The sequence below is a fragment of the Noviherbaspirillum album genome, from assembly GCF_035916955.1.
GTDB classification, from domain to species: domain Bacteria; phylum Pseudomonadota; class Gammaproteobacteria; order Burkholderiales; family Burkholderiaceae_D; genus Noviherbaspirillum; species Noviherbaspirillum album.
This window is the reverse complement of the sequence record NZ_JAWIIV010000019.1, coordinates 63,657-82,450: the sequence shown is the minus strand read 5'-3', so window position 1 is coordinate 82,450 and position 18,794 is coordinate 63,657. Positions and strand designations below refer to the sequence as shown.

The following is an 18,794-nucleotide window of genomic DNA, read 5'->3' as shown; positions in this document are numbered from 1 at the left end:
ACAAACGATACAGGGAAGATTATGGGATCTTTTTTCAAGAACAAGATAGGCAAGTATCTCGCGCCCGCGGTGTACGGCATGTGCGCGGCCTTGCTGGTGGCTTGCGGCGGCGGCGGCGGGTCGCCGGGCAATACAAGTTTTGGCGGCGGAAGCGGCACAGGCTCCGGCTCGGGCTCCACAACGACAGCGGGCAAGATCACGCTGGTGCTTACCGATGCGGCAGGCGTCCAGAGCAATCTCGTTACCGGCTCCAATGCCTTGATCGTGAAGGCGACGGTGACCAACAGTACTGGCGTGCCCGTCAAGAACACCGTGGTGACTTTCGGCATCGAAGGCGATCTCGCTGTGCTTTCTCCCGCATCCGGTACAGCGCTGACCGACGACAATGGCGTCGCGCAGGTCAGCGTGAAATCGGCAGGCAAGGGCAGCGGCGCAACCAATGTGACCGCCAAGGCCATCGTCACCGGAACAACGGAAGTCACCGGCAAGACTGCCTTCTCGATCGGCGCGGCAGCCACTGCGACGCCCATCGCAATGGATTTCGTGTCCGCTGTTCCGAACGATAAATCCATCGTTATCAAGGGCGCCGGCGGCAATGGCCGCACCGAGGTGGCCCTGCTGACCTTCCGCGTGGTGGACGCATCCGGCAGCGGCGTGGCGAACTTGCCGGTCAGGTTTTCAACCCAGAGTGCGAGCCCGGTCACGCTGGCCTCGACTTCGGGTACGACCGACTCTAACGGTAACGTCACCGTTGCGGTCAACTCCGGTACGCAACCTACTACGGTAACCGTGCTGGCGACAGTGACTGGCACCTCAATCAGCAAGATTTCCGACACGGTAACGGTCACCACCGGCCAGCCGGTCCAGACAGCATTCTCGCTGTCGGCGGAAAAATTCTTCGTTGAAGGCATGAACGTTGACAATGTGACCAACAAAGTCATTGCACTGCTCGCAGACAGCAATGGCGGCGCAGTGGCGGATGGCACGCAAGTGGTGTTCACGACCGATGGCGGCGCGATCGTCGGCGACGGCGGCGCGCGCTGCCTGACCGTCAAGGGTGAGTGCAGCGTGACCTGGCGCAGCCAGAATCCGCGTCCGGCCAGCGGTCTCGTCACGGTTACGGCAACCGCTACCAATGCCACCGGCGTGCTGTCCGCAAGCCGCAGCTTCATCATGAGCAGCTCGTTTGCATCAATCAAAGTAAACTCGCCGGCAGTCACTCCGGCAGCGGACGGTTCGGTGAGCTTCGACTTTGGCGCCAGCTGTGCTCCAGTCACCATGGATGTCGAAATCAGCGATGATCTGAATAATCCCCTGCCCGAAAGCACAACGGTTGCCGCAGCTAACCCGACTAATGCTACAGTAACCGTCGCACCGGATGCCGTGAGATACGATAACCGTCCCCTGGTAGGCGGTGCAGGCGGTACCCGGCACAAGGTTACCGTCACGCCGGCAGGCTGCACAGGCACCGGCACTCAGAAGACCGGCGGATTCGACGTGACCGCAAAGACGCCGCTGCAAACGCCGTCCAACCTGCGTGTAAAATTTACTTATATGGGTTCGTAGAGGTGTAAAACATTAAGGCGTTCGTTTTTAGCAAAACGAACGCCCATCATTATGTCGGGAAACATTTTTCTAATCGGCCTCATGGGCGCCGGCAAGACCACGGTCGGCCGCGCCCTTGCCAGGCGACTGAACAAGCGGTTCATCGATTCCGATCATGAGATAGAGGCGCGCACAGGCGCCTCTATTCCTTTGATTTTCGAAATCGAGGGAGAGGCCAGCTTTCGCCATCGCGAATCGGAAGTCATCCGCGACCTGACCGGCCTGCAGGATATCGTCCTGGCGACAGGCGGCGGCGCGATCCTGAAACCGGAAAACCGGGAAGTTCTGCGAAGCCGCGGCACCGTGATCTACCTGCGTGCCAGCGTCAACAGCATCCTCCAGCGCACCAGCCACGACAAGAACCGTCCGCTGCTGCGCACCGCCGATCCGCGCGGGAAAATCGAGCAGCTGGCCCGCGAGCGGGAGCCGTATTACCTCGAACTGGCGCACCACGTGGTGGAAACCGGCCGTCCTAACGTACAATCTCTTGTACAAACGATCATCAATCAGCTGGGCCTTGCCGCCAGTCCGGGCGACAGCGCTGGCCAGAGCGAGGTCGTGCCGAACCAACCCAAATAAGATTCTTGCCATGACGCAGCGCAGCATGCCGATCACCTTGCAGGTCGATCTGGGCGAACGCAGTTATCCGATCGCGATCGGACAATCCCTTCTCGACGACGTCGACCTGGTCAGCCGCCATGTGCGCGGCAAGCGCGTGGCCATCGTCACCAATACCGTCGTCGGCCCGCTCTATCTCGATCGCCTGGCTCGCCAGCTTGCCGATGCGGGCAAGCAGGTCACGACCATCGTCCTGCCCGACGGCGAGGAAGAGAAGAACTGGGCCAGCCTGATGAAGGTGTTCGACGTGCTGCTGGCCGAGAAATGCGACCGCAAGACCACCCTGATCGCGCTGGGCGGCGGCGTCATCGGCGACCTGACCGGCTTCGCCGCCGCTTCCTACATGCGCGGCGTGCCCTTCATCCAGATCCCCACCACCCTGCTGTCGCAGGTCGATTCGTCGGTGGGCGGCAAGACCGGCATCAACCATCCGCTCGGCAAGAACATGATCGGCGCCTTCTACCAGCCGCAGGCGGTGATTGCCGATACCGGCACCCTCAATACGCTGCCGCCTCGCGAGCTATCCGCCGGCCTGGCGGAAGTCATCAAGCACGGCGCCATCATCGATCCGCCGTTCTTCGACTGGATCGAGGCGAACATGGCCAGGCTGGTGGCCAAGGATGCCGATGCGCTATCCCATGCGATCCGGCGCTCCTGCGAAATCAAGGCCGACGTGGTGCGGCAGGACGAGCGGGAAGGGGGCTTGCGCGCCATCCTGAATTTCGGCCATACCTTCGGCCATGCGATCGAATCCGGCCTGGGCTACGGCGAATGGCTGCATGGCGAGGCCGTCGGCTGCGGCATGGTGATGGCTGCCGACCTGTCGCGTCGGCTCGGCTTCATCGATGCCGGCACCCGTGCGCGTATCGCCTCCGTGGTGCAGGCGGCCGGCCTGCCGATTGATGCGCCCGACCTCGGCGAAGACCGCTGGCTGGAACTGATGGAAGTCGACAAAAAGAATGAAGGCGGCCAGATCAAGTTCATCCTGCTCAAGCCGCTGGGTACGTCAGTCGTCATGCCGGTGCCGAAGGAAGCCTTGCTGGCCACGCTGAAAGCCTGCGTCGGGCGATGAATTACGAAGCCCACCTCGCACCCTATGCCGCGCGCTCCGAGGCATCGCGAGGCCGGCGCTTTGCGGAGGCTGCGCCCGCGTCGCGCACCGAATTCCAGCGCGACCGCGACCGCATCATTCATTCGACGGCATTCCGCCGGCTGGAATACAAGACCCAGGTCTTCGTCAATCATGAAGGCGACCTGTTTCGCACGCGCCTGACCCACAGCATCGAAGTGGCGCAGATCGCCCGCTCGATCGCACGCAATCTGCAGCTCAATGAAGACCTGGTGGAGGCAATTTCACTCGCGCACGACCTTGGACATACTCCTTTCGGCCACGCCGGCCAGGAAGCCCTGAACGACTGCATGAAGGCCTACGGCGGCTTCGAGCATAACCTGCAGAGCCTGCGCGTGGTGGACGACCTGGAAGAGCATTACGGCGCCTTCAACGGCCTGAACCTGATGTTCGAAACCCGCGAAGGCATACTCAAGCATTGCTCGTTGACGAATGCATCCAAACTGGGCGATGTGGGCATGCGTTTCATCGAAAAGAAGCAGCCCTCGCTGGAAGCGCAGCTGGCCAATCTCGCGGATGAAATCGCCTACAACAATCATGACATCGACGACGGCCTGCGTTCCGGCCTGCTGACCACCGCGCAGCTCGATGAAGTGGATTTCTATGCGCGCCACCGCCGGGAAGTCGAAATGGCCTATCCCGGCATCACGGGCCGGCGGGCGATCCATGAAACCATACGGCGCATGATCAATGCGCTCATCGTCGACCTGATCGATACGTCGCAGGAAGGCATTGCCCAGGCGGGAATCAGGTCCATCGATGATGTGCGCAACGGCGCGCCGCTGATTCGCTTTTCCGGCGCCATGGAAAAGGAAGCGGCTCAGCTCAAGCGTTTCCTGCGCCTCAATCTCTACCAGCATTACCAGGTGAACCGCATGACGAGCAAGGCGCGCCGCATCGTGCGCGACCTGTTCGACGCCTTCATGCAGGAGCCGCGCCTGCTGCCGCCGGATTACCAGGTGCCGCGCGGGGAAGGCAATGGTGCTCGGGATGATACGGAGCAGACGCAGGCGCGCAAGGTGTCCGACTATATCGCCGGAATGACCGACCGCTACGCGATGCGTGAGCATCGCCGTTTGTTCACGGTCGGCGAGATCTAGCCTCGTTCTTAACTCAGCTCACGCAGCGGATGCGCATGCGGCGGCCAGGCCGGCGCGAAGAAGCGCTCGACCATCGCCGCATCGACCTCGTCCAGCGAAGCTGGTTGCCATTTCGGCGCATTGTCCTTGTCGATGACAACCGAACGTATGCCTTCGAGCACCTCGCCGTTCTCGAAACTGCGCCGGACCATCGTCCGCTCCATGCGCAGGCATTCCGCAACGCTCAGTGCAGCTCCACGCCGCAGCTGCTCCAGGGTCACGCACATCATCAGCGGCGAACGCTTGCGCATGACCGACAGCGTCTTCTGCGCAAAGGCATCGTCATCGCCTGCCAGCGATGCGGCGATGGCTTGCACCGTATTGCCCGCGAAGTGCCGGTCCATGCTGCCACGCTGTGCGGCGAGCGTGCTTGCCGCGGGTTCGGCCTGGGCCTGGAATGGGGCAGCGAACTCCAGGATGGCATGGCGCAGGTCCGCTGCCTGACTCGACGACACCATGTCCACCAGGGTACCCAGTTCCGATGACGGTACGTACACATCCGCCAGTCCCGCATGCAATGCATCGGCCGCGCCGATGACCTCGCCAGTGACGCCGAGATAGGCGCCGATCTGGCCGGGGCAGCGCGACAGGAAATAGCTGCCGCCGACATCGGGGAAAAGCCCGATGTTCACTTCGGGCATGGCCATTTTCGTGCGTTCGGTGACGACGCGCATGCGGTTGCCTTCACCGCCCTGGGCAATACCCATGCCGCCGCCCATCACGATGCCGTCCATGATGGCGATATAGGGCTTGGGATAGGTATGGATCAGGTGGTTGAGCGCGTATTCCTCGGTGAAGAAATCCTCGAGCAATGCGCTGCCCGCAAGCGGCGTGCTGCGTCCGGCCTCGTGAAAGAAGCGGATATCGCCGCCGGCGCAGAATGCCTTTTCGCTGCTGCTGCGGATCAGCACCGCGCGTACTGCAGCATCGCCGCGCCAGGCAAGCAGCGCCTGCGTGATGGCGCGCACCATCTCCAGCGAAAGCGAGTTCAATGCCTTGGGACGATCCAGCGTAATGATGCCGATGTGATTGGTAATGGCCGTGCGGACGAAGTCTGTCATGGGATAGGATGATCAACGGTGATGAACGGTCGAATTCCCGGGCGTCAGTGAGCCCGGAGAAGGGCAGGGATATTGTATCGGCGATGCCGATTGTCCGCAGTCGCCGGCCTGACAGTTGACGCCATTCCTGACGCCATGAGCCTCCCGCCGCTTGCGGCCGTGCCAGCAAAAAGGGCGCCGAAGCGCCCTTGATCGAGTGGCTTGCCGGTGTGCGGCAAGGGACCCCCCGGTTCCTTATTCAGCAGCCTGAGCTTCAGCAGGCATGCGCTTGATGGCTTCGCATTGATGGTCCTGCAGCTTGGTCTTGTACTTCAGCACCTGGCGATCCAGCTTGTCCATCAGCGTATCGATCGCCGCATAGACGTCCTGTGCAAAACTCTCGACATGAATGACGTTTCCCCTTAGGCGCAGGTTGACTTCGGCGCGTTGCCGCTTGTCTTTTTCAGAGGGCTTTTCAACCCCGAGGATGACTGCAATATCAATGACATGATCGAAATGCCGGATTATCCTGTCCAGTTTCGTCTCCACGTATTCGCGGATGGCAGGGGTCAGATCGAGGTGATGTCCACTGATTATGAGATTCATACAGCGCTCCTATGATTGGCGTCGCTGGAGGTTCGCAACGTGCCCGCGGCGGTCACGCCGGAACACAGCAACATCGGTACTACGATGACAACTATAGAGATTTGCGCAGATTAACGGGAGGAATTTTCAAGGCTTCCCGGTATTTCGCGACGGTGCGCCGTGCGACCACCATGCCCTGTTCCCCCAACATGTCCGCAATTTTGCTATCTGAAAAAGGATTCTTGGGGTCTTCTGCTCCTATCAATTGTTTGATCAGGGCCCGTATCGCAGTGGAGGAGGCTTCGCCCCCGGCTTCCGTTGCAACGTGGCTGCCGAAGAAATACTTCAACTCAAACATTCCATGCGGGGTGAGCATGTATTTTTGTGTTGTTACCCGAGAGATAGTGCTCTCGTGTAAACCCAGTGTATCAGCAATTTCGCGCAAGACAAGGGGGCGCATGGCGACCGCGCCATGCGAGAAGAAATTGCGCTGGCGGTCGACGATGGCCTGTGCCACGCGCAGGATGGTGTCGAAGCGCTGGCGCATGTTCTTGATCAGCCACTTCGCCTCCTGCAGTTGCGAGGAGAGTGATCCCTCACCTTTGCTCTGCTTGAGGATGTTCGCATATAGCGCATTGACCCGAAGGCGTGGCATCACTTCATGATTGAGCATTACCTGCCAGCCGTTCTTGGTCTTCTTGACGATCACGTCGGGCACCACGAAGTCCGACGCATCGGACGCATACAGCGCGCCCGGATGCGGATTGCAGCTCTTGATCACATGCTGTGCCTCGCGCAGGTCCTCTTCGTCGCAGTCCAGCGCCTTCTTCAGCTTGTTGAAATCGCGCTGCGCAAATAGCTGCAGATACTGTTCGACGATCTCGAGCGAGCGGCGCCGTGTGACCAGCGGCACCTTCGGCATGCGGCGGATCTGGATCGCGAGGCATTCGGACGCATTGCGCGCACCGACGCCGGCCGGATCGAAACTCTGCAGCAGCTTGAGCGCCACGTTGAGTTCATCAAGTTCGATTTCCAGCTCTTCCGGCAGGCGCGCATGGATCTCTTCCAGCGGTTCTTCCAGGTAACCGTTGTCGTTCAAGGCATCGATGAGGAGTTCCACCAGCGCGCGGTCGCGCGGTTCCCTGACGGTGACGCGCATCTGTTCCAGCAGGTGCTCGCGCAGCGTGGTTTCGTGCGCTTCCAGCTGCGGCCGTGCGTCGTCGTCTTCCGGCGCCTTCGATGTGCGCGCGACATCGTCGAAGCTCCATTCGCTGTCCGATGCGGAACCGCCTTCGCCGCCTTCGCCATTGTCGGCGCCGCCTTCATAGGCGCCTTCGGGTTCGTCGCGCGTGGAGGAGGATGCCTCGCCCGGCGGCGCCTCATTGCTGCTGCTTGACCCGGGGGCGCTGATGGCGCCGTCGGCGAGCAGCCGCACGGAGTGATCCAGGGGATCATCCACGCGTTCGAGCATGGGATTGTCCGAGAGGATCTGTTCCAGCTCCTGATGCAGCTCGAGCGTCGACAGTTGCAGCAATCGGATCGACTGCTGCAACTGCGGTGTCAGCGCGAGGTGTTGCGATACGCGAAGTTGGAGAGTCTGTTTCATACCTGTCTGATTCTTCCCTACATCCGGAAGTGTTCGCCCAAATACACGCGCCGCACGGACTCATTGGCAATGATGTCATCCGGGCGGCCGCTTGCCAGTACCGAGCCTTGATTGATGATATAGGCACGGTCGCAAATGCCAAGTGTTTCCCGCACATTGTGGTCGGTGATCAATACGCCGATGCCACGCTCTTTCAGGAAGCGCACGATGCGCTGGATTTCAATGACGGCGATCGGATCGACACCGGCAAACGGCTCATCCAGCAGAACGAAGCGCGGATTGGTCGCCAGCGCGCGCGCAATTTCCACGCGCCGCCGCTCGCCGCCCGACAGCGACAGCGCCTGGTTTTCGCGCAGCCGCTCGATCTGCAGTTCCGACAGCAGCGTATTGAGCCGCTTGTCGATCGCTTCCTTGCTCAGCGGCTTGTTGTCCACCCGCTGCAGTTCCAGCACCGCGCGGATATTGTCTTCCACCGTCAGCTTGCGGAACACCGATGCTTCCTGCGGCAGATAGGACAGGCCCAGCGTCGCGCGCCGGTGAATCGGCATGCGCGAAATCGCCACGCCGTCGAGATCGATCTCGCCCGCGTCCGACGGCACCAGGCCGACGATCATGTAGAACGAAGTTGTCTTGCCGGCGCCGTTCGGGCCCAGCAGCCCGACCACCTCGCCGCTTTCCACCTGCAGGGACACGTCATGCACCACCTGGCGGGTGCCGTAGCTTTTCTGCAAGCCGCGAACGACCAATGTGCTTGCCATGCTATTTGCCCTTTGTTTCGGTTCGCGGCTGTATTACCGCCTTAATGCGGCCGCCGCCCGGCTTCGTCTCGCCGCTCGGCGTATTGTTGACGGTAAAAAACTCCGCGCGGCTGTCATAGGAAATGAATTCGCCTTCGACTTCATCCATGACCTTGGTTCCTTCGAGGCGCCGCATCTTCGCCCGCGAAAACAGCTTCACGATTTCTGTCTTGCCGTTGTATTCAATGCGCTCGGCCTGGCCTTCCATCCACTGGTCGGGCCCGCCGTCGCGCTTCTGGCGGAATGTCGCCAGGCCGCCCGGCGGCGCCAGCAGCGTTGCATACTGATAACCGGCCGGATCCTGCGTGACGGTCAGTTTGTATGCCTTCATGATCAGCGTGCCCCGCGTCAGGATGACATTGCCGGTAAAGGTATTGATCTGCTTGACGTCGTCGTAGGCCATCTGGTCGGCCTCGACATTCGTCGGTTTCTCGGAATCCGCCTTCTCCGCGTGCACGCCGCCGGCGGCGGTTATACCCAGCATCAGCAGCAACCACAAAAATCGTTTCATCGGAGATCTCGGAACAGTAGCATCAAGTTATATCGAATCAGCGTTGCGGAGCTTGATACGTGCCATGAACATTGCTCGACAATTGCAGCTCCCGCGTCGCATTGTTGGCAAGCATGCCGGTGCCGGTGAGCACGGATTGCCCGACGGCGATTTTCACCGGCTTGTCGGTCTTGACGATATCGTCGTCCGGCAACACCAGCATGTATTCGGAACGCACCTGCATGGCTTGGGCATCGGCGGTGGCGGGGCGGTCCAGCCTCACATTGTCGTACATGTGGATCTGGCTGTTGTCGCTGTTGACGGTGGCGCGGTCGGCGCGAACCACCATCGGACCGCGGCCGTTTTCCTTGCCGACGCTGTTGATGACGGGAAGCGCGATATCGTAGGAATCGTCCTGCGGATTGTGCGTCATCTTGGCCCCGGAGAAGTGAAACTGCGCCTTGCCTGTCTTGCCTATCTTCACGTAGCTGAAGTTTTCCACGTAAAAATCCGGTTCCTTGCGTTCGGCGGCGGGCATCGCCTCCTCGCCCGCCCGGCGCATGACTTCGAACAGCCAGAAGCTGCCGAGGGCGAGCGCAATCAGCGGCGCAATGATCGCCACCATGCGGAAACGAAAACCGCCCGGCGAGCGTTTCATGCCAGATACGGCGCAATGGCCGCCGCATAGTTGCCCTGCGCCTGCAGGATGAAATCGCACAGTTCCCGCGCGGCTCCCCGCCCGCCTTGCGCCTGCGTCACGTAATGCACGCGGGACCGCACTTCCGCATGGCCGTTGGGCACGCTGGCGGCGAAGCCCACGCGCAGCAGGATCGGCAGGTCGATCACGTCATCGCCGACGAAGCCGCAGGCGTCGGCCGCAATGCCGGTCTGCGTCAGCAACTGCTCGAACGCGGTGCGCTTGTCGTGCACGCCCTGGAACAGGTGTTCGATGCCGAGGTCGCCGGCGCGGCGCGCCACCAGCGCCGACTTGCGCGCGCTGATGATGGCGGTCGCCACGCCCGAGGCCTGCAGCAGCTTGATGCCATGGCCGTCGAGCACATTGAAGGTCTTGATCATTTCGCCATCGGCGCCGTAGTGCAGGCTGCCGTCGGTCAGGATGCCGTCGACATCGAAAATCATCAGCCGGACCTTCGCGGCCCGGGATGCGGCTTGTTCATCCATCAGATCACCTTGGCCCGTGTCAGGTCATGGATATGCAGCGCGCCGACCAGCATGCCGTCGGCATTGGCGACGAGCAACTGATTGATGCGATGCTGTTCCATCAGTTCCACCGCTTCCACCGCGAGCTGGTCGGGATTGATGGTGCGCGGATTGGCATGCATGACATCGGCCATTTTCAGCTTGCTCAGGTCCTGGGCTGCCTCGATCAGGCGGCGCAGGTCGCCGTCGGTGAAAATGCCGATCACATGATGACGATCGTCGACGATCGCCGTCATGGCCATGCCTTTCTTCGTGATTTCCAGCAGCGCCGTGGGCAGCGGCACATCGGCCTTCACCGCGGGCACCGCCTCGCCGCTGCGCATCACATCACGTACGTGGGTCAGCAGGCGCCGTCCCAGCGCGCCGCCGGGATGGGAGCGGGCGAAATCCTCTTCGCGGAAGCCGCGCGCATCGAGCAGCGCCACCGCAAGCGCATCACCCAGGGCCAGCGTCGCCGTCGTGCTGGCGGTCGGCGCCAGGTTGAGGGGGCAGGCTTCCTTGTCGACATGCGCGTTGAGATGAACGTCGGCCAGCTGCGCCAGGCGCGACTGCGGATTGCCGGTAATGGCGATCAGCTTGGCGCCCATGCGCTTGATGATGGGGATGATGGAAATGAACTCGGCCGCCTCGCCGGAATAGGAAATGGCGATGACCGCATCGTTGTCCGTGATCATGCCGAGATCGCCGTGCAGCGCTTCGGCCGCATGGACGAAGAGCGCCGGCGTGCCGGTGGAGGCGAGGGTGGCCGCGATCTTGCGGGCGATATGGCCCGACTTGCCGATGCCCGAGACGACGACGCGTCCGGAGCAGTTCAACAGCAGGCCGACCGCGTTGATGAAGCTGTCATCACCCGGGCGGGAAAACCGTTCTTTCAACACCAGCAAGGCATCGGCTTCGATCTGCAGCGTATCGCAGCCCAGTGCAAGCGCCCTTCGGGCGGTCTCTGCATCAAAAGCTTTCGGCAGGGTTTTTGCATCGGTTACACTCATGCCGGAAGTATAAACGAATTAGCAAAGCAAAAAATCTGCCAGTTCAAACAATAATTTTTGTTTTGAGCGGGCTCAAGCCGGCTCCCTGCAGGGCAAAACTTTTTCGGCTTGCATGCGCTGAACGATCGGCAACATGCGTTGTCCTGCTTTGTCCCGGTTTGCCTTGCCTGATTCCGCCGGGCTTCGCAAGTCCGCCCAGACAGCTGCAGGAGCTTGCAGGACATTGCAATGCCGCCGCTTCGGCATCGATGCGAACTCTTGCCGGCTTGTAGCCGACCACCTTGTTTCAAAAACGATAAAAAAGAATGCATTCGGCTCTTGAACTCACCCTGATTCTGCTCAGCACCGCGGTGCTCGGCGTAGTCGCCTTCCGCATGCTCCACCTGCCGCCCATGCTGGGTTATTTGCTGGTCGGTATCGTCATCGGCCCGCACGGCCTCGGCCTGGCCAGCGAAAACGCCACGACGCATACGCTGGCCGAATTCGGCGTGGTGTTCCTGATGTTTTCCATCGGCCTCGAATTTTCGCTGCCCAAGCTGTCGGCGATGCGGCGTACCGTGTTCGGCCTGGGCATGGCCCAGGTGTTGCTGACCATCGCCGCGACCATGCTGTTCGGCTGGGTCATGGCCCGCCTGCTGCCGCAGGTCATCGATATCAGCTGGCGCGCCGCCTTCGCGCTGGGCGGCGCGCTGGCCATGTCGTCGACGGCGATCGTATCCAAGATGCTCACCGAGCGGCTCGAACTGGAAAGCGAGCATGGCCGCCAGATTTTCGGCATCCTGCTGTTCCAGGATCTCGCGGTGGTGCCGCTGCTGATCCTGGTGCCCGCGCTGGCCAGCAATACCGACGACCTGATGTCGACCCTGCTGCTGGCGGCAATGAAGGCGGGCATCGTGCTGGTGCTGCTGCTGGTCATCGGCCAGCAGCTCATGCGCGGCTGGTTCCGCATCGTGGTCAAGCGGCGCTCGCAGGAACTGTTCATGCTCAACCTGCTGCTGATTACGCTGGGCTCGGCATGGATCACCGAAAAGGCGGGACTGTCGCTGGCGCTGGGCTCTTTCGTCGCCGGCATGCTGATATCCGAGACCGAATACAAGCACCAGGTGGAGGAGGACATCAAGCCCTTCCGAGACGTGCTGCTGGGCCTGTTCTTCATTTCCATCGGCATGCTGCTCAATGTGCGGCTGGTCCTGGAAAACTGGTGGCTGGTGCTGCTGCTGCTGACCGGACCGGTGCTGCTGAAATTTGCCCTGATCGCGGCGCTGGCCAAGCTCACCGGCGTCTCCACCGGCGTCGCGCTGCGCACCGGCCTGGGACTGGCGCAGGCGGGCGAGTTCGGTTTCGTGCTGCTCAACCAGGCCGGCGGGCTGCAGCTGATGGACCCGCTCATCATTCAGCTGATCCTGGCTTCCATGGTGCTGTCGATGCTGGTCGCGCCTTTCATCATCGACAAGTCGGATGCAATCGTCATGAAACTGTCCGCCAACGAGTGGATGATGCAGTCGCTGGCGCTGACCCAGATCGCCAGCCGCACGATGACGGTCCAGAAGCATGTGGTGATCGCCGGCTTCGGCCGCAGCGGCCAGAGCCTGGCCAAGCTGCTGGAAGAGGAAGGCATCGCCTACCATGCGCTCGACCTTGACCCGGACCGCGTGCGCGAAGCCCAGGCGGCTGGCGCGAACGTGTCCTATGGCGACGCGGCGCGCCGGGAAAGCCTGGTCGCCGCCGGCATCCATCGCGCCGCCGCACTGGTGATCACCTACGCCAGCACGCCGTCGGCGTTGAAGGTCCTGCATTTCGCGCACGACCTGGCGCCGGCCCTGCCGGTCATCGTCCGCAGCCATGACGACAGCGATCTCGACAAACTGCGCGAAGCGGGCGCGGCCGAAGTCGTGCCCGAAGCGATCGAAGGCAGCCTGATGCTGGCATCGCATGCTCTGGTGATGCTGGGCATTCCATTGCGTCGCGTGGTCCACCGGGTGCAGGCCGCGCGCGACGAGCGCTATGCGTCGCTGCGCGGCTACTTCCATGGCGCCAGCGATGCGCCCGACGATGCCGAGCATTTGCATGTGCGGCTGCATTCCGTCAATCTTGGTGAAGGCGCCAGGGCGGTCGGCAAGTCGCTGGCCGCGCTCAGGCTTGCCGAGCTTGGCGCGGAAGTCACCATCGTGCGGCGCGGAAAAAGCCGCATCGAGATCACGCCGGACACCGTGCTGCAGGCCGGCGATATCGTGGTCCTGCGAGGCACCACCGATGGCGTCGCCAGGGCGGAAGACCACTTGCTGAAATAGCCCTTCATCGCTGTTCGCCGGCAGTCGCGCATGCGATGCGATCTGCCGGCCTCCATCGAATTTCCCCTGAAAAACACCGGTACGCATATCTGGCTACAATGCCTGGGGTATTCGCGTCATCGAAGGTTTTTCATGCAAGTGCAAGTGCTAGAGCGCATTCTCGGCATCATACTGCCGGTCTTCATCATCATCGCGGTCGGCTACGGCTATGCCCGCCTGCGCGGCGAACGTGTCCGGGCGGACATGCTGTCGGTGAACCGCGTCAGCATGGATGTGCTCTGTCCGCTGCTGATCTTCAGCGCGCTGGCGGCAAAGGATTTCGACCTGGCGCGCAGCGGACTGCTGATACTTGCCGGCGTCATCATCTCGCTGGGGTCCGGCTTGATCGCATGGCCGGTGGCACGCCTGCTCGGTTACGACGCGCGCACCTTCGTGCCGCCGATGATGTACAACAACTGCGGCAACATGGGCCTGCCGCTTGCCGCGCTGGCATTCGGCAATGCCGGACTGGCCGCCGCCGTGGCCCTGTTCATGGCCTGTAACCTGATCTATTTCTCGGTCGGCATCAAGATCATCGAAAGCGGCCGCAACCAGCGCACGCCGTTCTGGAAATTCCTGCTCAGTCCGATGATGCTTGCCATGGCCGTCGGCATGCTGTTCGCGATCTTTCGCATTTCCCTGCCGGCGCCGCTGATGACCGCCCTGAAGATGCTGGGCGATGCCTGCATTCCCATCATGCTGTTCGCGCTCGGCGTGCGCATGCTCGATATCAATTTCAAGAGCTGGCATATCGGTCTGGTCGGGGCCATCGTGTGCCCGGTGAGCGGATTGATCGTCGCATGGCTGCTGGACCAGGTGCTGTCGATGAACGACATGCAGCGCGGCCAGATGTATTTGTTCGCGGCATTGCCGCCTGCCGTGTTCTGCTTCATGGTGGCGGAGCAGTACAAGCAGGAGCCTGACAAGGTGGCTTCGATCGTGTTGCTGGGGAATGTGGCTGCGCTGGCTTTTGTGCCGGTGGGGTTGTGGATGGGGTTGCCGGCTGCTTCGGGCTGAGGTTGGTAAGGATAGTGCCGGCCTCCGCACCTGCACAAAGGACTTTTGCTCGGAGAATGCTTGAACGTTGTGCTCTCTGTGGAAGCTTGCTTTGCCGGGACTGGCCCCGGCGGGCCACTTACTTTCTTTGCTTCGCCAAAGAAAGTAAGCAAAGAAAGGGGGCCGCCGAGGTGCGACCCCGCTGCCGCCGCCCTTCAGGGTTCCCAAAAGTATCTGAGGCAAAGCGGGAGGCGCAGAAACTCGCCTTCGGCTCGGACATCTGCGCCTCTTGTCCACTTTGCCTCAGATACTTTTGGCGTCGTCAGAAGGGGAAAATTCACAGCCTCTTCGTATTGAGTTGGCCAGTCTGGTTTCGAATCGTTTTGGCGATAGGTGCTGCAATGCCTGCATGCTGAGACAGCAAGGGTCTTACGGACGATAAGCCCGACCAAGTCGAATCAAAGAGGCTGTGAATCCCCCTTCTGACGACGCCAAAAGAGTGAAGTGCCAGGCGGATAAGAAGCGCGGACTGTCTGAGCCGAAGGCGAGTTTCCGCGCTTCCCGCCTGGTGCTGCGCTCTTTTGGGAACCCCGAAGGGGCGACGGCAGCGGGGTCGTTTTCTTGCCTACTTCTTTGTCGACACAAAGAAGTAGGTGGCCCGCCGGGGCCAGTCCCGGCAAAGCAAGTCTTCACGGAGAAGCCAACGTCCCAACCATCTCCAGACAACAACCACTTTGTGCAGGCACGGAAGCCTGCACTACCCATACTTCTCCAAGACTATTGCGTCGCCAGCACCTCGAAGCCGTCGCCAGGCAGCGCGGCATCATCGATGGACGTAATCACAACATCGCTCACCCGCGCACCCGGCGGACCGCGCCGCGACCACGCGACCATCTGCTCGACCGCCTCGGGCGCGCCGCGCACGGCCGCCTCCACCGAACCGTCGACCCGGTTGCGCACCCAGCCCGACAGCCCGAGCTCGCGCGCCTGCATGGCGAACGAAGCCCGGTAGCCGACGCCCTGGACCAGGCCGCTGATGCGCAGATGCCTCGCCGTCATTTCTTCTTCAGCATCGGAGCCAGATACTTGCCGGTGAAGCTGGCAGGCGTCTTCGCCACGTTTTCCGGCGTGCCGCTGGCGATGATCTGCCCGCCGCCGGCGCCGCCCTCCGGCCCCAGGTCGACGACCCAGTCGGCTGTCTTGATCACGTCGAGATTGTGCTCGATGATCACGACGGTATTGCCCTGGTCGCGCAGGCGGTGGATCACCTTCAGCAGCAGGTCGATGTCGTGGAAGTGCAGGCCGGTGGTCGGCTCGTCCAGAATATAGAGCGTGCGACCGGTGTCGCGCTTGGACAGTTCCAGCGACAGCTTCACGCGCTGGGCCTCGCCGCCAGAGAGCGTGGTCGCGCTCTGGCCGAGGCGGATGTAGCCGAGGCCGACGTCGAGCAGGGTCTGCAGCTTGCGCGCCACCACCGGCACCGGCTTGAAGAATTCATGCGCTTCCTCGACCGTCATCTCCAGCACTTCATGGATGCTCTTGCCTTTGTACTGCACTTCCAGGGTTTCGCGGTTGTAGCGCTTGCCATGGCAGACGTCGCAAGGCACGTACACGTCCGGCAGGAAGTGCATCTCGACCTTGAGCACGCCGTCGCCCTGGCAGGATTCGCAGCGGCCGCCCTTGACGTTGAACGAGAAGCGCCCGGCCGAGTAGCCGCGCTCCTTGGAGGTCGGTACGGTGGAGAACAGGTCCCGGATCGGCGTGAAGAGGCCGGTGTAGGTGGCCGGATTGGAACGCGGCGTGCGGCCGATCGGCGCCTGGTCGACGGCGATCACCTTGTCGAAATGCTCCAGCCCGGAAATCGATTCGTAAGGCGACGGTTCGGCCTGCGAGCCGTACAGGTGGCGCGACGCCGCGTGATACAGGGTGTCGTTGATCAGCGTCGACTTGCCCGAGCCGGAGACGCCGGTGATGCAGGTCAGCAGGCCGACCGGCAGTTCCAGCGTCACGTTCTTCAGGTTGTTGCCGGTGGCGCCGGTGATGACCAACTGGCGCTCGGGATCGGACGGCGTGCGCTTTTTCGGCACGTGGATCGCCAGCGTGCCGTTGAGGTATTTCGCGGTGAGCGATTTCTTGCTTTTCAGGATGTCGGACAGCGGGCCGCGGGCGATAATCTCGCCGCCATGAACGCCGGCGCCGATCCCCATGTCGACCACATAGTCGGCGCAGCGGATCGCGTCTTCGTCATGCTCGACCACCAGCACGCTGTTGCCGATGTCGCGCAGGTGCTGCAGCGTCGCGATCAGGCGGTCGTTGTCGCGCTGGTGCAGGCCGATCGACGGCTCGTCCAGCACATACATCACGCCGGTCAGGCCGGAGCCGATCTGCGAGGCCAGGCGGATGCGCTGCGCCTCGCCGCCGGACAGCGTGTCGGCGCTGCGCTCGAGCGACAGGTAATCGAGGCCGACGTTGTTCAGGAATTTCAGGCGCGAGACGATTTCCTTGATGATGCGATCGGCGATTTCCTTCTTGGAGCCGGTCAGCTTCAGCTTTTCGAAAAACTCCAGCGTTTCGCGCAGCGGTGTGGCCGCCACTTCGTAGATCGCGCGCTCCTGCTTGCCGTTGCCCACCTTGACATTGCGCGCCTCGACGCGCAGGCGCGCGCCTTCGCAGGCCGGGCAAGCCTTCTGGTTGATGAACTTGGCGAGTTCTTCCTTGACCGCCATCGAATCGGTTTCCCGGTAGCGGCGCTGCAGGTTGTTGACCACGCCTTCGAAGGTATGCTCGCGCACCACCGAGCGGCCGCGTTCGTTCACATAGGTGAACGGCACGGTCTGCCGGCCGGAACCGTAGAGCACCACCTGCTGGGCCGAAGCCGCCAGCTTTTCGAACGGCGTGTCGACATCGAAGCCGAAATGCTCGGCCAGGCTCGACAGCATCTGGAAATAGAACTGGTTGCGGCGGTCCCATCCCTTGACCGCGCCGCTGGCGAGCGACAGGTTGGGGAAAGCGACGATGCGCTTCGGGTCGAAGAACTCGATATGGCCGAGGCCGTCGCACTCCGGGCAGGCGCCCATCGGATTGTTGAAGGAGAACAGGCGCGGCTCGAGTTCCTGCAGCGAGTAGCCGCAGGTGACGCAGGCGAATTTGTTCGAATACAGATGCTCCTTGCCGCCGTCCATCTCGAGCGCAAGCGCGCGTCCGTCGGCCAGCCGCAGCGCGGTCTCGAAGCTTTCGGCGAGGCGCTGCTTGATGTCGGCCTTGACCTTGACGCGGTCGATCACGACATCGATGGTGTGCTTCTCTGTCTTTTTCAGTTTCGGCAGATCGTCGACTTCATAAATCTTCGCGGCGTGGGTGCCGCTCTGGATGCGGAAGCGCACGAAGCCGTGGGCCTGCATCTGCTCGAACAGATCCACATGCTCGCCCTTGCGGTTGGCCACCACCGGCGCGAGGATCATCAGCTTGGTGTCTTCCGGCATTGCCAGCACGGCATCGACCATCTGCGACACCGATTGCGCCGCCAGCGGATTCTCAGGATGCTGGGGGCAGTAGGGTGTTCCGACCCGCGCATACAGCAGGCGCAGATAATCGTGGATCTCGGTGACGGTGCCGACGGTCGAGCGCGGGTTGTGCGAGGTCGCCTTCTGCTCGATCGAAATCGCCGGCGACAGGCCCTCGATCATGTCGACATCGGGCTTTTCCATCAACTGCAGGAACTGGCGCGCATAGGCCGACAGCGATTCGACGTAGCGGCGCTGGCCCTCCGCATACAGGGTGTCGAAAGCGAGCGATGATTTTCCGGAGCCGGACAGGCCGGTGATGACGATGAGCTTGTTGCGGGGGAGTTCGAGATTGATGTTTTTCAGATTGTGCGTACGCGCACCGCGGATTCTTATTTCTTCCATGAACTGCTTTCCAGTTAGGGCTTGTTCCAGACGACTTGTCGAACTGCAATAGTGAGACGGCGGACAAACAAGGCACTGCGACCCGACAGGAGCGGCTTGCTTGATGTGGTGCTAGTGGCGCTGCGGAATTCCGCACCTGCGCCTGCATGCGTTGGCTGGGCATGAAAAAGCCATCGCGCGGCAGGCTGATCACAGCTAGTGCCGGGCGATGTTTAAACCTCAACAACCCTGGGCCTGTCGGGCTTTATACGGGTCAACCTGCTACTATAGCGGGTTTTAAAGTCCGTCGTATCTTCTGGATTCCTGCCGTGAGCACCGTGTCAGCTACCTCTCCCGCCGAC

Annotated in this window: 14 protein-coding genes and 1 pseudogene; 5 read left to right on the top strand and 10 right to left on the bottom strand. The window is 61.8% G+C overall.

Annotated elements, in window-relative coordinates; translation table 11 throughout:
* Positions 1 to 21: 21 nt before the first annotated feature.
* The 3 genes and pseudogenes from RY831_RS20470 to RY831_RS20455 all read left to right on the top strand — a co-directional run bounded on the left by RY831_RS20470 (position 22) and on the right by RY831_RS20455 (position 4,452).
* Entirely contained in the window at positions 22 to 1,566 is a 1,545-nt protein-coding gene (locus RY831_RS20470; RefSeq protein WP_326508232.1) for an Ig-like domain-containing protein, read from the top strand.
* 51 nt (positions 1,567 to 1,617) lie between these two features.
* Positions 1,618 to 3,295 (top strand): annotated as a pseudogene (aroKB, locus tag RY831_RS33430) (bifunctional shikimate kinase/3-dehydroquinate synthase AroKB).
* Positions 3,292 to 4,452 (top strand): deoxyguanosinetriphosphate triphosphohydrolase, encoded by a 1,161-nt coding sequence (locus RY831_RS20455; RefSeq protein WP_326508229.1) that lies wholly within the window; start codon positions 3,292 to 3,294, stop codon positions 4,450 to 4,452. The pseudogene aroKB and the gene RY831_RS20455 overlap by 4 nt, the downstream one beginning before the upstream one ends.
* Positions 4,453 to 4,460: 8 nt before the next feature.
* Here the strand turns inward: RY831_RS20455 and RY831_RS20450 are convergent, their stop codons facing one another.
* The 8 genes from RY831_RS20450 to RY831_RS20415 form a co-directional block, all read right to left on the bottom strand.
* Positions 4,461 to 5,552 carry an enoyl-CoA hydratase/isomerase family protein gene (locus RY831_RS20450; RefSeq protein WP_326508228.1) on the bottom strand — a complete coding sequence of 364 codons (1,092 nt, stop codon included), beginning with the start codon at positions 5,550 to 5,552 and terminating at the stop codon, positions 4,461 to 4,463.
* A gap of 234 nt (positions 5,553 to 5,786) precedes the next feature.
* The gene (gene hpf, locus RY831_RS20445) at positions 5,787 to 6,137 is read right to left on the bottom strand and encodes a ribosome hibernation-promoting factor, HPF/YfiA family (protein ID WP_326508227.1); all 351 of its coding nucleotides are present in this window, start codon (positions 6,135 to 6,137) and stop codon (positions 5,787 to 5,789) included.
* Positions 6,138 to 6,228: 91 nt separating this feature from the next.
* Entirely contained in the window at positions 6,229 to 7,722 is a 1,494-nt protein-coding gene (locus RY831_RS20440) for an RNA polymerase factor sigma-54 (protein WP_326508226.1), read from the bottom strand.
* A 17-nt stretch (positions 7,723 to 7,739) separates the two neighbouring features.
* Complete coding sequence (gene lptB, locus RY831_RS20435; protein WP_326508225.1) at positions 7,740 to 8,480, bottom strand: LPS export ABC transporter ATP-binding protein; 741 nt, start codon at positions 8,478 to 8,480, stop codon at positions 7,740 to 7,742.
* A 1-nt stretch (position 8,481) separates the two neighbouring features.
* Positions 8,482 to 9,030 carry a lipopolysaccharide transport periplasmic protein LptA gene (gene lptA, locus RY831_RS20430; protein WP_326508224.1) on the bottom strand — a complete coding sequence of 183 codons (549 nt, stop codon included), beginning with the start codon at positions 9,028 to 9,030 and terminating at the stop codon, positions 8,482 to 8,484.
* A 37-nt stretch (positions 9,031 to 9,067) separates the two neighbouring features.
* A complete protein-coding gene (gene lptC, locus RY831_RS20425) occupies positions 9,068 to 9,667 on the bottom strand; it encodes an LPS export ABC transporter periplasmic protein LptC (RefSeq protein WP_326508223.1) in 600 nt (199 codons plus the stop codon).
* Positions 9,664 to 10,191 (bottom strand): KdsC family phosphatase, encoded by a 528-nt coding sequence (locus RY831_RS20420; protein WP_326508222.1) that lies wholly within the window; start codon positions 10,189 to 10,191, stop codon positions 9,664 to 9,666. Before RY831_RS20420 ends, lptC begins: the two co-directional genes overlap by 4 nt.
* On the bottom strand, positions 10,191 to 11,219 hold the full coding sequence (locus tag RY831_RS20415; protein WP_326508221.1) for a KpsF/GutQ family sugar-phosphate isomerase: 1,029 nt from the start codon (positions 11,217 to 11,219) through the stop codon (positions 10,191 to 10,193). The genes RY831_RS20420 and RY831_RS20415 overlap by 1 nt, the downstream gene beginning before the upstream one ends.
* Before the next feature lie 305 nt (positions 11,220 to 11,524).
* Here RY831_RS20415 and RY831_RS20410 point away from each other — a divergent pair, with 305 nt between their 5' ends.
* Both RY831_RS20410 and RY831_RS20405 read left to right on the top strand, forming a co-directional pair.
* On the top strand, positions 11,525 to 13,510 hold the full coding sequence (locus tag RY831_RS20410) for a monovalent cation:proton antiporter family protein (RefSeq protein ID WP_326508220.1): 1,986 nt from the start codon (positions 11,525 to 11,527) through the stop codon (positions 13,508 to 13,510).
* Positions 13,511 to 13,648: 138 nt separating this feature from the next.
* A complete protein-coding gene (locus RY831_RS20405) occupies positions 13,649 to 14,566 on the top strand; it encodes an AEC family transporter (protein WP_326508272.1) in 918 nt (305 codons plus the stop codon).
* Positions 14,567 to 15,322: 756 nt separating this feature from the next.
* Here the strand turns inward: RY831_RS20405 and RY831_RS20400 are convergent.
* Positions 15,323 to 15,604 carry an acylphosphatase gene (locus RY831_RS20400; RefSeq protein WP_326508219.1) on the bottom strand — a complete coding sequence of 94 codons (282 nt, stop codon included), beginning with the start codon at positions 15,602 to 15,604 and terminating at the stop codon, positions 15,323 to 15,325.
* A complete protein-coding gene (gene uvrA, locus RY831_RS20395) occupies positions 15,601 to 18,453 on the bottom strand; it encodes an excinuclease ABC subunit UvrA (protein WP_326508218.1) in 2,853 nt (950 codons plus the stop codon). The genes RY831_RS20400 and uvrA overlap by 4 nt, the downstream gene beginning before the upstream one ends.
* Between the last annotated feature and the right edge of the window lie 341 nt (positions 18,454 to 18,794).